At 63.4% G+C, this 17,131-nt stretch carries 5 protein-coding genes; 1 reads left to right on the forward strand and 4 read right to left on the reverse strand.

Going from position 1 to position 17,131, the window contains the following annotated elements:
* Positions 1 to 378: 378 nt before the first annotated feature.
* A complete protein-coding gene (locus GIV26_RS16115; protein WP_236281483.1) occupies positions 379 to 13,275 on the reverse strand; it encodes a non-ribosomal peptide synthetase in 12,897 nt (4,298 codons plus the stop codon).
* Positions 13,276 to 13,326: 51 nt separating this feature from the next.
* Complete coding sequence (locus tag GIV26_RS16120; RefSeq protein ID WP_236281484.1) at positions 13,327 to 14,079, reverse strand: thioesterase II family protein; 753 nt, start codon at positions 14,077 to 14,079, stop codon at positions 13,327 to 13,329.
* A 301-nt stretch (positions 14,080 to 14,380) separates the two neighbouring features.
* Between GIV26_RS16120 and GIV26_RS16125 the strand changes: the two genes are divergently transcribed.
* A complete protein-coding gene (locus tag GIV26_RS16125; RefSeq protein WP_032904207.1) occupies positions 14,381 to 14,932 on the forward strand; it encodes an RNA polymerase factor sigma-70 in 552 nt (183 codons plus the stop codon).
* A gap of 550 nt (positions 14,933 to 15,482) precedes the next feature.
* Here GIV26_RS16125 and GIV26_RS16130 read toward each other — a convergent pair.
* Positions 15,483 to 16,271, reverse strand: coding sequence for a substrate-binding periplasmic protein (locus GIV26_RS16130; RefSeq protein ID WP_236281486.1), 789 nt, complete (start codon positions 16,269 to 16,271; stop codon positions 15,483 to 15,485).
* Between the two features lie 92 nt (positions 16,272 to 16,363).
* Positions 16,364 to 16,987, reverse strand: a complete 624-nt coding sequence (locus GIV26_RS16135) for a TetR/AcrR family transcriptional regulator (RefSeq protein ID WP_236281488.1) — start codon at positions 16,985 to 16,987, stop codon at positions 16,364 to 16,366.
* Between the last annotated feature and the right edge of the window lie 144 nt (positions 16,988 to 17,131).

Below are 17,131 nucleotides of genomic sequence, written 5' to 3' on the forward strand. Positions count from 1 at the left end.
TAGGCGAGGTGCCGAGTGGTGGGGCAGGAGCCCTTTTGGTTACTTTTGGGGCTCTTTTCCAAAAGTGACCCGCTGTAAGAGCGGAACCCTAAGTGGCCGTTACCGCAGGAATGGATATGTACTCGGTCTGACACCTGTGTCGGCTGTCAGGCCGCTATCGCAGGCAAGCCAGCTCCCACAATTTGATCACGGGGCCTCAGGTAGATAGGTGTCGGCTGGCAGGCCGTCTTCGCAGGCAAGCCAGCTCCCACATTTGGATCGCGGTGCACCAGCTCGATCAGCGTCGGCTGCCAGGCCGTCACGGGAGCAAGCTCCCTCGCCACAGGTCCAGCTGTGTAGATGCCTATGCTGCAATGAGGCCCTGACAGACAACGAAGATCAAAGCCCCTCCAACTCCGCCATCAAATCACTCAACCGATCCACCTTCTCGGCACTGATCTCATTGCCTGCCACCCCCTCGATATACTCGGCCAACTCCGCCACGGTGCTGCACTCGAACATCGCCCGCAACGGCACATCGCGTTGCAGTGTCTTCTGCACCCGCGAGGCAATCTGCGTGGCCAGCAGCGAATGCCCGCCCAGTTCGAAGAAGTTGTCCTGCACCCCGACCCGCTCGACCTTCAGCACCTCGGCCCAGATACCCGCCAACGTGGTTTCCAGTTCAGTGCGCGGCGCCACATAGTCCTGATTGTGCAACTGGCCGATCTCCAGGGCCGGCAGGGCCTTGCGGTCGAGCTTGCCGTTGGCATTCAGGGGCAGGCGGTCAAGCCATAGCCAATGCAGTGGCACCATGTATTCCGGCAGTTCGGTACGCAGGCGTTGCTTGATGCGCTCCAACTGCTCGCTCGGGTCGAGTTTGGCATCGGCGGCCACCAGGTAGCCGACCAGATGTTTGCCATTGGCCCCCTCTTGCACACCCACCGCCGCGTCGCGCACGAGGGGTTGTTCATGCAGGCGCGCTTCGATTTCACCCAGTTCGATGCGGTAGCCGCGAATCTTCACCTGGTGGTCGATACGCCCGACATACTCCAGCACCCCATCGCTGCGACGCCGTGCCAGGTCGCCGGTACGGTAGAGGCGCTCACCAGGCGCGCCAAAGGGGTTGGGTACAAACACCTGGGCGGTGCGCAGCGGATCGCTGACATAGCCACGACCGACACCGGTGCCGGCGACGCACAGCTCGCCCACCGCCCCTTGAGGCACCAGCTCTAAAGCGCCGTCCAGCAGGTACAAGCGGTTGTTGTCGGTCGGCGTACCAATCGGCAGGTAAGTGCCACGGGTCGACGCCAGATCGACGCGGAAGAACGCCACATCATCGGAGCATTCCGCCGGGCCGTAAGCATTCACCAGGCCAATTTGCGGGTAACGCAGCAGCCACTGATGGGCCAGCTCAGGTGGCATGGCCTCCCCGGTCGGCAACATCCAGCGCAGGCCCTCGAGGCTGATACACTCCTGGGCCAGCATGCCCTGGATCAGCGACGGCACACTCTCCAGCACGGTGATGCCCTGTGCTTGAACATGGGCCAGCAACCCTTGCGGATCATGGGCGATGGTATTGGGCACAATGTCCACCCGTGCGCCAAACAGCGGCGCGGCGAGGAACTGCCACACAGAAATATCGAAGCTTTGCGACGCGGTCTGGGCAATCACATCGGCATCGCTCAGGTTCAGGTACGGCACCTTGCTCAACTGGTTATTGAGCATGCCACGCTGTTCGACCATCACGCCCTTGGGCAAGCCGGTGGAACCCGAGGTGTAGATCACGTAGGCAAGATTGTCCGGGCCGCTGTAGACACCGGGGTTTTCGCCACGGGCGGGCACTTCCTCCCACACCAGCAGTTGGCAATCAACCCCTTGCAGCAACTCGACGGCCTGCTCGCGGCACGCCTCGGTGCACACCAGCAGCGGCGTGCGGCTCATGTCGATGATGCGGCTCAGGCGCGGGCCGGGCAGCCCTGGGTCCAGCGGCAGGTAACCGGCACCGGCCTTGAAGCTGCCGATGATCATGCCGAGCAAGTCCAACCCACGTTCAGCCAGCAACGCCACCGGTTGGTCCAGGCCCACACCGGCCGCAATCAACGCGTGGCCCAGGCCGTTACTGCGGCGGTTCAGTTCGTCGTAGCTCCATTGCTGGTCCAGGCAACTGGCGGCGATGCGCTGCGGATGCTCTGCCACCTGGGCCTCGAACAGCTCGATGTAGCTCGTCTCCAGCGGATAGGCTCGCTCACTCTGGTTACAGCCCGCCACCAGGAATTCACGTTCCTGCTCGCCAATCAGCGCCAGCTCGGCCATGTCGCCATGGAAGCCCTGCACCAGCGCCAGCAACAGGCGCTTGAACTCAGCGAGCATGCCTTGCACGGTGCTTTCGTCGAAATAACGCTGGTCGTAGGACAGGTGCAAGCCGAGGTCATCGCCGGGGTAGCACACCGCCGTCAGCGGGAAGTTGGTGTGTGTACGCCCGGAATCCGAGGTGGCGTTCAGGCTTTGTGCACGGTCCAGCACCGAGACTTCCACTGGCGCGTTCTCAAACACAAACAGGCTGTCGAACAGCGGCTGGCCCTTGGGCAATTCGCTGTGTTCCTGGATCGTCACCAACGGCAGGTATTCGTACTCGCGCAGTTGCATATTGCTGTCGAGCAAGGCGCTCAACCACTGGCGCACGCTGCACGTCTGGCCGTCCTCGGGCAGTTTCACCCGCAGCGCGATACTGTTGATAAACAGCCCCACGGTGCGTTGCATCTCGGGCATGTCCACCGGGCGCCCGGCCACGGTGACGCCGAACAGCACGTCGCGATCGCCACTCAAACGCCGCAGCACCAAGGCCCACGCCGCCTGGGCGAAGGTGTTGACGGTGAGCTGATGCGCCTGGGCCAGTTCGCGCAACTGCGCACCGTCGCGGGCATCCAGGCGGGTGTAGCAGTCGCCCACCACCATGCCGCCACTGCCACCGGCGTGTTCGCGCAGGAACGGGCGGTCACTCGGGATCGGCGTGGCGCGCTCGAAGCCTTGCAAGTTTTGCTGCCACCACTGGCGCGCCTCGTTGAGGTCCTGGCGTTGCAGCCAGGCAATGTAGTCGCGATAGCGCGGCGGCGGCGCCAGTTGCGCATCGCGGCCTTCGCCCAGGGCTGTGTAGATATCGAAGAAGTCATTCATCAGCAGCGAACGGCACCAGGCATCGATCAGGATGTGGTGGTTGCTCATCATGAACCAGTAGCGCGCCTCGCCCACGCGAATCAGGCGCAAGTGGAAAGGCGCCTGGTTGAGCAGGTCAAAACCGGCTTCGCGCTCGGCCTTGAGCAAGGCTTGCAGACGCGACTCCTGCTCATCCTGCGGGTCGGCGCTCCAGTCCAGGTACTCGATCGGCGTACTGCCGGGCTTGTGGATCACTTGCAGCATGTCTTCGCCGACGTTCCAGCAGAACGAGGCGCGCAAGGCTTCGTGGCGGGCGATCACCGCTTGCCAGGCCTGGGCAAAACGCTCCGGGTCCAGGGCGCTGTTGATGCGGTAGCGGTCCTGCATGTAATACAGGCCGGTGCCGGGCTCCAGCAGGGTGTGCAGCAGCAAGCCCTCCTGCATCGGAGTCAGCGGGTAGACGTCTTCGATGGCGCTGGCCGATACCGGCAAGGCGTCCAGTTGCACCTGGGTCAGGCGCGCCAGGGGGAAGTCGGACGGCGTGAGGCCACCGGCATCGTCCTGCAGGCAATGGGCGATAAGGCTGTGCAATTCGCCAAGGTAGGCCTCGGCCAGATCGCCAATCACCTGCTGATCATGCCGCTCACGGCTGAACGTCCAGCGTAGCACCAGCTCGCCGCCGTAGACCTGGCTGTCGATGCTCAGTTCATTGGGCAACGGCGCATCCGGGTCATGGGCCAGGCCGGCGGATTCCTCCAGCGGGTGGAACAGTGCCTCAGTGCCAAAGCTCTGGTCGAACTGACCCAGGTAGTTGAAGGTGACCTGCGCGCTCGGCAATGCGGCCATGCTCTGCTTGCACAGGTCATCGGCCAGGTAACGCAGCACGCCATACCCCAAACCTTTATGGGGCACGCCACGCAGTTGCTCCTTGATCGCCTTGATCGAGTCGCCCTGCTCGGCCAGCGGCGTCAGACGCAACGGATAGGCACTGGTGAACCAGCCCACGCTGCGGGTCAGGTCGATATCATCGAACAAGGTTTCGCGGCCATGGCCTTCCAGTTGGATCAGTGCCGAGGCCTGCCCGCTCCAGCGGCACAGCACGCGGGCCAGGGCGGTCAGCAACAGGTCGTTGACCTGGGTGCGATAGGCACTCGGCGCCTGTTGCAGCAACTGCCGGGTGCGCTCGGCATCCAGGCGCACGCTGACCGTTTCGGCATCGCTATTGCGCCGTGCGCCTTGGGGACGCTGTACTGGCAAGGCCACGGTGGGGCCAGCTAGTTGCGCTTGCCACAGGCTCAACTCTTCGCGCAAGGACTCACTGTGGGCATAGGCTTGCAAGCGCGCAGCCCAATCGCGCAGCGCGCTGGTTTTGGCCGGCAGGCTGACGGACTGGCCGTCACTGAGTTGGCGATAAACGTTTTGCAGGTCTTCCAGCAGGACGCGCCACGACACGCCGTCCACCACCAGGTGATGGATGGCGATCAGCAAGCGCTGCTGACCTTGCGGCCCGTCCACCAGCAAGGCGCGCAGCAGCGGCCCCTGTGCCAGGTCGAGGCTGCGCTGGGTGTCGGTGAACAACGCCGTGCACGCCTGCATGTCGCGCACCTGCGCCTGCAGCAGCACGCCGCCTTCCGGCACGCCCAGGTATTCGGCATGCCATTGCGTATCGCGCGGGGTAAAGCTCAAGCGCAGCGCGTCGTGGTGTTCCAGCACCGCCAGCAGCGCTTGCTCCAGGCGATGGGCATCGAGCAGTTGCAGTGGCTTGAGCACCAATGCCTGGTTCCAGTGCTGGCGCGCCGGGATGTCGGTGTCGAAGAACCAGTGCTGGATCGGCGTGAGGCCCGAGGGGCCGGTCAGCAATCCTTGCTCGGCGATAATGAGCTCCGAGCGAGTCGCCACGGCAGCCAGGCTCTGTACGGTCTGGTGCTGGAACAGGTCACGGGGGCTGAAATGAATGCCGGCCTGGCGCGCCCGGCTCACCACCTGGATCGACAGAATCGAGTCGCCGCCCAGTTCAAAGAAGTTATCGTCGAGGCCCACTTGCTCCACGTTCAGCACCGCGCACCAGATGGCGGCCAGGCTGTGTTCCAGCTCGCTGCGCGGCGCCACGTAGGCTTGGCGATTGGCCTCTGGGTCCGGCTCAGGCAAGGCGCGGCGGTCGAGCTTGCCGTTGGCGGTCAGCGGCATGCTCTGCAGCACGATCAGATGCGCGGGCACCATGTAGTCCGGTAGTTGCGCCTTGAGGTGCGCCTTCAACGCGTCGCGCAAGGCGGCGTGCTCGGCATCGCTGACCAGGTACGCCACCAATTGCTTGCCGCTCGGCGCATCCAGTGCCAGCACCACCGCTTCGCGCACAGCGTCATGTTCGAGCAAGCGCGTTTCGATTTCGCCCAGTTCGATGCGAAAACCGCGGATCTTCACCTGATGATCGATGCGCCCCAGGTACTCCACCAGGCCATCGGCGCGTTGGCGTACCAGGTCGCCGGTGCGGTACAGGCGCCCGCCCTTGCCAGCAAACGGGTCTGCGACAAAACGCTCCGCCGTCATCCCCGGCCGCTGGTGATAACCCTGGGCCAGGCCGGCACCACCGATGTACAGCTCACCGCTGGCGCCCTGGGGCACCAGCGCCAGGTCGGCGTCGAGAATGTAAGCCACGCGCTCGCCGACGATGCTGCCGATCGGCACACTGCCAGCGCCCTCCTCCAACTGCTCGGGCGCCAGGCTGGCCAGGGGCATCACCACGGTTTCGGTGGGGCCGTAGGCGTTGAAGAACAGCTGGGGCGTGAACGCTGCGCGGATGCGTTGCAGGTGTTCGCCGGTCAAGGCTTCGCCACCGGTGATGCACATGCGCACCGGCAGCGTCTGTTGCTGGGTCGCCAGCCACTGCGCCAACTGGCTGCCGTAGCTCGGGGTGAAACCGAGCACATTGATGCGATGGGTACGGATCAGCGCGCAGATTTCCTCCGCATCCCACTGGCCCTGGGCGCGCAACACTACCCGCGCCCCGCACAGCAGCGGCACCAGCAAACGCTCGGTGGCAGCGTCGAAATTGATCGAGTAAAAGTGCAGCTCGCAGTCATCCGGGCGCATGTCGAACCGCTCGATCACTGCCTGGCAATGCATGGCGATCTCACCGTGGGACACCACCACGCCTTTGGGCTTGCCCGTGGAACCCGAGGTGTAGATGAGGTACGCCTGGTGTTGCGCCAGACTCACGAACGGCAGCGCTTCGGCGGGGTAATTCGCCAGCACCGGCGAGTCATCCTCCAGGCACCAGCACGCCACCGTCGCCGGCAACTCACCCAGAGCTTCGAACAGGGCCGCATCACTGAGCAGCAGGCCGATGTCACTGTCTTCGATCATGTAATGCAGGCGGTCCAGCGGGTATTCCGGGTCCAACGGCACATAGGCACCGCCGGCCTTGAGGATCGCCAGCAAACCGACGACCATTTCCAGCGAACGCGGCAGCGCCAGGCCCACGCGCATCTGCGGGCCCACGCCACGCTCGCGCAGCATCCAGGCCAGGCGGTTGGCGCGCTCATCCAGTTGCGCATACGAGAGGGTCACACCTGCAAAGGTCAGCGCCGGGGCATCCGGCCGCTGGCTGGCCTGCTGGCTGAACAGTTGATGGATGCACTGGTCGAGGCGATGCTCGCCCTTCTCCACCCCCAGGCTGTCTTGCAAGGCGCGTTGTTCATCTGCGCTCAGCAACGGCAATTCGCTGAGGCGCTGGCCGGGATCGGCGACCAACGCTTCGAGCAGGTTGCGCCAATGCTCGGCCATGCGCGCAATACGCGGCTCGTCGAACAGGTCGGTGCTGTAGGTCAGGCAGCAACCCAGGCGATGGTCGAGGTCGGTGACTTCCAGGTTGAGGTCGAACTTGGTCGCCCGCGCATCGTTGGCCAGGTACTCCACGGTCATGCCAGCCAGTTGGCGGCTTTGCTGGAATTCCCAGCGCTGCACGTTGCACATCACCTGGAACAACGGGTTGTACGCCGCGCTGCGCGGCGGTTGCAGGGCTTCCACCAGATGGTCGAACGGCAGGTCCTGGTGGGACTGGCCCTCGATCACGGTATGGCGCACCTGCTCGAACAACTCGCTGACCTGCATCTGCCCATTGAGCTGGCAACGCAGCACCTGGGTATTGAGGAACGCGCCAATCAAGCCTTCGCTTTCCGGGCGGATACGGTTGGCCACTGGCGCGCCGATGCGCAGGTCGGTCTGGCCGCTGTAGCGGTAGAGCAACACTGCCAGGGTCGCGGTCATGGTCATGAACAGCGTGAGGCCGTGCTGGGCGTTGAAGGCTCGCACGCGGGCGGCCAGCTCATCGCTCAAATCAAACCGGTACAGCTCGCCCCGATGGCTTTGCACCGGTGGCCGCGGACGGTCGCCGGGCAATTCCAGCAACGGGTGTTCGTTGCCCAGTTGGGCGGTCCAGTAGTCCAGCTGACGCTGGCGCTCACCGGCTTCCATCCACTGGCGTTGCCATACGCTGTAGTCGAGGTACTGCACCGGCAACGCTGGCAGCGGTGAGTCGCGCTCGTCGATAAAGGCTTCATACAAGGCGCTGAGTTCACGGGCAAAGATGTCCATGGCCCAGCCTTCGGTAACGATATGGTGCAGGGTCAGCACCAGGTAATGTTCCTGCTCGCCGGCCTTGACCAGGCAGGCGCGCAACAGCGGCCCGGTTTCCAGGTTGAACGGCGTGTGCGCCTCGACATCGGCCAGTTGCTGCAAACGCTGCTGGCGCTGCGGCTCATTCAGCGCGGAGAAATCCTGCCAGTCCATGCGCACATTGGTTTGCGCCGAGACCTTTTGACAGGCCACACCATCGACACTTGGGAAAGTGGTGCGCAGGGTTTCGTGACGCATGATCAAGGCCTGCAAGGCGGCCTCGAAACGCCCCACATCCAGCACGCCGCGCAGGCGCGCCATGCCGCCGACGTTGTAGGCCGGGCTGTCCGGTTCCATCTGCCAGAGGAACCACATGCGCTGCTGGGAATAGGACAAAGGGACCGGCTGGCTGCGGTCGACTTTGGCGATGGCAGTCTGTTGGTTGCGCTGGCCCGCCGCCTGCATCAGCCCGACCTGCTGGGCAAAATCGCCCAGCTCGCTGGCTTCGAACAGCGTGCGCAGGGGCAGTTCGACGTCGCAGGCCTGGCGGGTGCGGGAGATGATTTGCGTGGCCAGCAACGAGTGCCCGCCGAGTGCGAAAAAGTCATCGCGCAGGCCGATGCGTGGCAGGCCAAGCACCTCGCGCCAGATCGCGGCGATTTGCAGCTGCAAAGGTGTGTGCGGTTCGACGTGTTCGCGGGTTTGCCATACCGGCTCTGGCAAGGCACGCCGGTCGAGCTTGCCGCTGGGGCTCAGGGGCATGGCGTCAAGGCGCATCAGCAGCGCGGGCACCATGTACTCCGGCAACTCGGCGGCCAGGGCGGTTTTGACCCTTTGCTCATCCAGTTCGGTGTCGGCGGTGTAGTAGCCGATCAACTGTGCATCACGCACCAGCACCACGGCCTGGGCAATGCCTACCTGGGCCAGCAGGCGCGCTTCGATTTCTTCCGGCTCCACCCGGAACCCCCGCAGTTTGACCTGCTGATCGAGGCGCCCGAGGTATTCGAGCACGCCATCGGCGTTCCAGCGCGCACGGTCACCGGTGCGATACAAGCGGGTGCCCGCCGCGCCCAGCGGGTCGGCGACAAAACGTTCGGCCGTCAGCCCGGCACGGCCCAGGTAACCCCGCGCCAGGCCGATACCGCCGATGCACAGTTCGCCCGGCACACCGGCCGGCAACGGGTTGAGCTGCTCGTCCAGTACGCGGCAGATCACATTGCCCAACGGCCGACCAATCGGCGAGCGCTCGCCATCCGAGACGGCGCACTGCCAGTGGGTGACGTTGATCGCGGTTTCGGTCGGGCCATAGCGGTTGTGCAACTGCACCGCTGGCAAGCGCGCCAGTACGCGGTTACGCAGTTCGGCGGGCAAGGCTTCGCCGCCGGAGAACAGGCGACGCAGGCTGGTGCATTCGGCCACCAGCGGCTCGTCGATAAACAGCTGCAACAGCGGCGGCACGAAGTGCAGCGTGGTCACCCCATGTTCCTGCACAAGCTGCGCGATGCGGTGCGGGTCGCGATGTTCGCCCGGCCCGGCCAATACCAGGCGGCAGCCAGTAATCAATGGCCAGAAGCATTCCCACACCGACACGTCGAAACTGATCGGCGCCTTTTGCATCAGCACATCGGTTTCGTTCAGTTGATAGGTGGCCTGCATCCACTGCAAACGCTCGGCCAGGGCGCCGTGGGTGTTGCCCACGCCTTTGGGTTGGCCGGTGGAACCGGAGGTGTAGATCACGTAGGCGAGGTTATCGCCGTGCAGGTGCAAGCCTGGCGCCTGGGTCGGCCAGCTGTCGAGGTGCAGGCTGTCCATGGCAATCACGCACACGCCTTCGGCGCTGGGCAGTTGGGGCAGCAACGCGGTCTGGGTGAGCAGCAGTTGCACGCCGCTGTCCTTGAGCATGTAGGCCAGGCGTTCGGCGGGGTAATCCGGGTCCAGCGGCACGTAGGCGCCACCGGCCTTGATGATGGCGAGCAGGCCGATCAGCAGTTGCGGCGAACGCTCGGCGGCGATGGCCACGCACACGTCCGGGCCGACGCCTTTGTCGCGCAGGTAATGGGCCAGGCGGTTGGCCTGGGTGTGCAATTGGGCGAATGTCAGGCTGCCGTCCTGCCAGACCAATGCGGTGGCGTCCGACGTCTGCTGATTGAGCAGCTCGGGCAGCCAGTGCCGGGCCGGCGCGCAGGGGGCTTCGCTCCAGGGTTGCTGTTCGTCAGCCTGCATCAACGGCAGATCGCCGATGGCGTGTTGTGGTTGCGTACACACAGCTTGAAGTAGATGGATGAAGTGCTCGGCCAGACGCTGGATGGTCGCGCAATCGAACAGCTCGTCGGCGTAGTCGAACGACAGGCTCAAGCGCCCATTGCGGTCTTCTTCGCTGTGCAGTTGCAGGTCGAACTTGGCTTCGCGGCTGTGCCAGGGCAACTCTTCGGCCAGCAGGCCCGGCAGGCGGCGCAAGGCACTGAGGTCGCGCTGCTGGTGGTTGAACATGACCTGGAACAGGCCCTGTTCGCGGGCCTGGGGGAAGGCTTCCAGCAGTTGTTCGAAGGGCAGGTCCTGATGGGCCTGGGCGGCCAATGTGGTCTCGCGAGTGGCGGCCAACAGTTGGTTGAACGGCAGGCGCCCGTCCAGCTCGGCGCGCAGCACCAGGGTGTTGATAAAGAAGCCGATCAGGCCCTGGGTTTCATGGCGTGGGCGGTTGGCATTGGGCACGCCGATACGGATGTCGCGCTGGCCGCTGTAGCGATAGAGCAAGGTCTGGAACGTCGCCAGCAGCAGCATGAACGGTGTTGAGTCATGGGCCTGGGCGGTCTGGCGGATCGCCGCACTGAGGCGCGCATCCAGGCGCTGGCTATGGCGCGAGGCGCTGTGCCGATGCTGGGCTGCACGCGGGTGATCGGTGGCCAGGTTCAGGGCCGGATGCTCGTCACCCAACTGCGCTTTCCAGTACGTCAGCTGTCGCTGGCCCTCGCCTTCGGCCAGCCATTGGCGCTGCCAGCTGCCGTAGTCGGCGTATTGCAAGGCCAGCGGCGGCAGCTCCAGAGACTGGCCTTGGGCGGCAGCGGCGTACAGGCGCGAGAACTCGTCGATCAGGATATTCAGCGACCAACCGTCAGCAATGATGTGGTGCAGCGTCACCAGCAGTTGGTGCTCTTCATCGCCCAGGCGCACCAGGGTAACCCGCAGCAACGGGCCTTTTTCCAGGTCGAACGGGCTGCGCGCCTGGTCTTCGCGAACCTCTTGCGCACGGGCTTCGCGCTCGGTGTTGGGCAGGTCACTGAGGTCGATGATCGGCAGTTCGAAATCCGCCGTAGCCTCGACACGCTGGAACGCCTGGCCGTCGCGCTCGCAGAAGCGCGTGCGCAGGGCTTCGTGACGCTGGATCAGTTGCTGGAAGCTGTGGCGCAGTGCGTCTTCATCCAGCTCGCCGCGCAGGTGCAAGGCGCCTGGAATGGTGTAGGCGCTGCTGTGAGGGTCCAATTGCCAGGTGATCCACAGGCGGTTCTGTGCCAGGGATTGGGGCAGGTCTTCTTGACGTGACAGCACGTGGATTGCGCCTTGGGCCACGCCGCCATCCTGTTGCAGCTGCGCGACGGCCGTGGCGAAGGTGGCGAGGGTCGGCGCTTCGAACAGCAGGCGCAGGCTCAGTTCCAGCCCCAGGCTTTCGCGCAGGCGGGCGACCACTTGGGTCGCGGTGATGGAGTTGCCCCCCAGCAGGAAAAAGTGATCGTCGCCCGCCACCTGGGCCAGTTGCAGCTGTTCGCACCAGATCGCCGCGATCCGCTGTTGCAGGTCCGATTCCAGCGCCACGTCGCTCGCCTGCCCCTGCTGCCCGGGGAACTGCGCGTAGCTGTCGAGGCTGCCATCGGCATGCCGAATCGCACAGGCGGCACGCTGCACTTTGCCGCTGGAGGTCTTCGGCAAAGCGCCTGGGTTGAGCAGCACCACCACGCTCGGGGCTTGCTGGCAGGCCTCGGCCACGGCTTGGCGGATCGCCTTGATCAGCGCTTCGGGCGGCAGGATTTTCTGCACGCTGCGGCTGATTTCCGCGGCGATGCCGATGCCTTCCAGGCCCTGGTCATTGACCGCAAACGCGGCGACCCGACCCTTGCGCACCACTTCCACTTCGCGCTCGATGGTCTGTTCGATGTCCTGGGGGTAAAGGTTGTGGCCGCGCACGATCAGCAGGTCTTTCAGGCGCCCGGTGATGTACACCTCACCGTCGCGGATAAAACCCAGGTCACCGGTGCGCAACCAGGTGCGGCCAGCATGCTGAACGAAGGTCTTGGCGCTGGCTTGCGGGTTGCGCCAGTAGCCGTGGGCGATGCTCGGGCCCGTGGCCCAGAGTTCGCCGACGCACTGGTCGGGCAGCTCGGTGAGGGTGTGCGGGTCGGCGATCAGCACGGCGTGGTTCGGCTGGCTGGTGCCGCAACTCATGATCGCAGGGCCCTGCCCCGGTTCGGCACGGTTGGCGGCCAGCGCCTGTTCGTCCAGGCGCAGGGCGGGAATGCCACGGCCACGGGTACCTCCGGCGACAAACAGGGTGGCTTCGGCCAGACCGTAGGAGGCGAAGAAATTATTCGTGGTGAAACCACAGGCCGCGAATTTTTCCGCAAAGCGTTCCAGGGTGTCGAGGCGGATCGGCTCGGAACCCGAATAGGCGACGCGCCAGCGACTCAAATCCAGGCGCTCCAGGGCCGACTCACTGACCCGTTCGCTGCACAGGCGGTAGGCGAAGTCCGGGCCACCGCTGATGGTGCCGCCGTATTCGCTGATCGCCTCCAGCCAGCGCAAAGGTCGGCCAAGGAAGTAGGCCGGCGACATCAACACGCAGGGCACGCCGCTGAAGATCGGTTGCAGCAGGCCGCCGATCAGGCCCATGTCGTGGTACAGCGGCAACCAGCTGACGATCACGTCATCGGGGTTGAGGTCGATGCCAAAACCACGGCGGATCAGCACTTCGTTGGCCACCAGGTTGCCGTGGCTGACTTGCACGCCCTTGGGCAATGCGGTGGAGCCGGAGGTGTATTGCAGGAACGCGATGTCGTCGGCCTTGAGGTCGGGCTCGACCCACTGGTCGGCCTGCTGCGCCTCCAGGGTGTCGACGCTCAACACCTTGGGCGCGTTTTCAATCTGCGCCAGGCCCTCGCTAAGGCTGGCAATGGTCAACAGCAGCCGCGGCTCGGCATCGCTGATGATCGACAGCAGGCGCTCCTGGTGATGACGACGCGTGGATTCCGGTGGATACGCCGGCACCGCGATCACCCCGGCGTACAGGCAACCAAAGAACGCCGCCACATAGTCCGGGCCACTCGGGAACAGCAACACCGCACGCTCGCCCAGGCCAGCGTTGGTTTGCAAGGCGGCGGCGATGGTGCGGGCGCGTTGGTCGAGGTCGCGATAACTGAGCACCACACTGTGCTCGGCACTCTCGGCGAGGAAGCGCAACGCCACCTGGTCCGGCGTCTGCGCAGCACGCTGTTGAAGGGACTGGACCAGGGTGCGGGGGAGTTCGAAGGCGTCCATCATGGGGTTCCTGCCTGAAATCGGCTTACGGGAAATTCGGGAAGTCGGTGGGGTTCAGCCGGCGACGAGCTGCCGCGTCGCACCAATGCGCCAGCGCGCCAAGTGCTCGTCGGCATAGCGACGCACGCAGCGCAGCACGGCGCTTTCGTGCTGCACGAGGAAGAAGTGATGGCCGTCAAACATGTCCAGGGAAAACCCACTGGCGGCGTCGAGTTGCCAGTCGAGCAACTGGTCGGCACGCACGCTGTCTTGCTTGCCACCGAACACATGGATCGGCAGCGCCAGGGGCTGGCGCTCGCCATAGGTGAAACTGCCGCACAGCAGAAAATCGGCGCGCAGGATCGGCAACATCAGTTGCATCAGCTCGGGGTTGGCCAGGGCTTCTTCGGCGGTGCCCTGCAATTCGCGCAGCCGGGCAATCAGTTGGGCATCGGTCTTTTCGACGGCGTACTCGCTCACATCACGACGCGCCGGGCCCGCCGTGCCGGAAACGAACAACGCCAGGGGCGCGGGCAGATTGCGCGCGTTCAGAGCGTGAGCCAATTCAAACGCCAACAGCCCGCCAAGGCTGTGGCCGAACAAGGCATAGGGGCCATCGAGATCACGGCTGATTTCTTCAGCAAGCTGCGCGGCCAAGGCCTTGATATCGCGCTGCAATGGCTCGTCCATGCGCATGCCGCGTCCCGGCAATTCCAGCGGGCACACTTGCAGCCAGTCCGGCAGGACCCGGCGCCAGCGAGCGTAGACCGAGGCGCTGGCGCCTGAGTGGGGCAGGCAAAACAGGCGCAGCCGCAGGGACGTACTCATCCCGCGAGGACTCCGAACTGAAACACGCTGAATGCACGATAAAAACCCATCTGGTCCTCCTGCGGGTGCTGATCCTTGGCCGTTGTACTAACGAACCTGTCACCCATGAGAACGGACGGAGCCTTCAAATAATTAGTCGCCGGGGGCGAGCGAGACGTGGTTCACACCTTTGCCCAAGGCATAAGATTAGTTCGTCTTCTCATTTGACAATCATTATCATTAAGCATAATTTGTTGCCCGATATGTAGGAGGCCTCAGCAGGGATGCCCTCCCCTAACCTATTCGCAGCAAGGTGATTTCCATGACGGAACAAGTATCCACAGGCAGGTGCGATTCACCCCTTCTCCAGGCGTTCGTCGACAATCGACTGATTTTGGTGAAGATCGCGGCCCGTATCACCGGGTGCCGCTCCCGCGCCGAAGACGTGGTGCAGGACGCCTACTTCCGGCTGCAGTCGGCGCCGACCATCACCTCATCGTTCAAGGCCCAACTGAGTTATCTGTTTCAGATCGTGCGCAACCTGGCGATCGATCATTACCGCAAGCAGGCCCTGGAGCTCAAATACTCCGGGACCGAAGAGGAAGGCTTGAATGTGGTTATTCACGGCGCTTCACCGGAAACCTCGCACATCAATTTCAACACCCTGGAAAACATCGCCGACGCCCTGACGCAACTGCCCCAGCGCACCCGCTACGCGTTCGAGATGTACCGCTTGCATGGCGTGCCGCAAAAAGACATCGCCAAGGAGCTTGGGGTGTCTCCGACCTTGGTGAACTTCATGATTCGCGATGCGCTGGTGCATTGCCGCAAGGTGTCGGGCAGTCATAGCGATACGTTTGCGCGGCGGGTTTAATGCAGCGCAGACATATGTGGGTAAGGGCTCCACGGTAACTACGATGCGAAGCGAGCCGCTCTTGATCTTGATCTGCTTGTGATCTTGATCTGGCTTTTGATCTTAGGCGCCCCGTTAAACCACGCTGGCCGGAATTCGACAGGGATTTGGGGGGTAAACCGGCAGGGATGCCGGTTTAGCCGCCCCGCGCCATGGATGGCGCGTGGCGGCGGCCCCCCAAATCACTGGCGGATTACGGGCACACCGAGCCTAGGCGAGGTGCCGAGTGGTGGGGCAAGAGCGTTTTGCTTACTTTTGTCTGGGCCGGCATTCCGGCTTTTCAAAAGTGAGCCGCTGTAAAAGCGGAACCCTAAATAGCCGTTACCGCAGGAATGGATATGTACACGGTCCAACTGTGTTGACTGTCAGGCCGTCTTCGCAGGCAAGCCAGCTCCCACATTGGATCGCGGGGCATCAGTTATATCTGTGTCGACTGTCAGGCCGTCATCGCAGGCAAGCCAGCTCCCACAGTTGATCCCACTGAGCCCGAAGGATTTTACTTACTAAGACCTCAGGGCACCGCCGTCACATCAATACGATACGGCTCAAAAATCTTCAGCATCTGGCCACTGTCGCGCAGACGCTTGAGCAGTTCGGCAAACGCCGGACCAGTGATCGGTGCCTTGGGCCGCAACAACGCATAGTGGTGATACACCTGGTCAATACGCTCCGACACCAAAAACTGCCCCGCCATGTCTGCGTTGCGCACCATGAAATCACTCAGATACGAACGGGTAACCAGTGCAATATCCGCACGCCCACGAGCAACCATCAGCAAATTACTGTCATGGGAATAGGTCAACGTCGCGTTGAAACGCTCGGCCATGTTCTTGGGATCGGGATTGAAGTCGGCAAAGGCATAGTGATACCCGCTGAATACCGCCAGGCGCTTACCGGTGAGGTCGGCGAAGTAGCTCTGGTCGCGCCCGGGTTGACGCTGGGCAACGAATATTTCCGCATCTTCCAGCCCCATATCAACACTGGTATGGGCAATATTCTGCCAACCCCAGGACGGGTTTTCGAAGATGGCCATGTCGACCCGGCCTTGCTCGAAGTCACGAAAACGCCGGGGGATCGAGGTAGGCACCACCACGAACTGGTAATCGGTTTGCGCAGCGTTCAACGCCTCGACCAATTGCGGCAGCAACCCGGTGTCGGCGCCTTGTTCAGGGCGTACGGTGTAGGGCGGAAAATGCGCCGCGCCGATTCTCACCAACTGCGCGGCACCGGCCTGCGTCCACGCGGCGGTGCCCAGTGCCCATAAAGTAAGTCCTGCAGCCAGCCGCCATGGCGAAAACATCGAGGCACGCACCGTTGAAGAGTTCAATGCCGATAAGCTAGGCGTTTTTACTGGGGGAGACAACTTTCGCCAGCAAATTAATAACTTGCGCCTCAGTCCGACTTCAGCACCATCAACAAGGCCTCTTCGGCCAACTCCTCAAGGGTCAGGCTGCCTTGGGCGCGAAACCAGGTGGTGGTCCAGGACAAGGCGCCAGTGAGGAAGCGCCGGGTGATAAACACATCGCCCCGGATGTAGCCAGCGGCCTTGGCCTCGCCCAGTACCTGCAACCAGATCTGCTCATACACGTCACGCAGGGCCAGCACGTGCGCCTGGCTTTCGGCCGACAGCGAGCGCCATTCGTAGACCAGCACCGCCATGGCCTCGCCACTGCCACCCATGATCGACTGCAACTCGCAGCGGATCAGCGCCAGCACGCGTTCGCGCACCGTGCTCGCCTCCTCCAGTGAAGCGCGCATCATCGCGGTGTTGTAATGGATGGTTTCCTCCATCACCGCACGCAATATCTCATCCTTGCTCTTGAAGTGATGAAAGATGCTGCCGGACTGGATGCCCACGGCGCTGGCCAGATCTCGCACAGTGGTGCGCTCGAAACCCTTGTTGCGAAACAGATGAGCTGCGGTTTGCAGCAACTTGCCGCGGGCGCTCTCGGGGTCGGTCAATTGGCCACCATCGACCATGGTGCGCATCACCCCCAGGGCTTTGTGCTCATCCATGCTGCTCTCCTTCACGTCTACTGTCGTCTTGGCCGGCAATTTAGGCCGTGACTGCCACCCAAGCAAGCGCTTGGGTAAAACTTGTGACTGGAGTTTACAAACCAAGCGCTTGCTTGGTAGTCTCGGCACCAGCCCTTGGAGGAA

The sequence above is a fragment of the Pseudomonas sp. PA-1-3F genome (assembly GCF_021609665.1).
Lineage (GTDB): Bacteria > Pseudomonadota > Gammaproteobacteria > Pseudomonadales > Pseudomonadaceae > Aquipseudomonas > Aquipseudomonas paracarnis.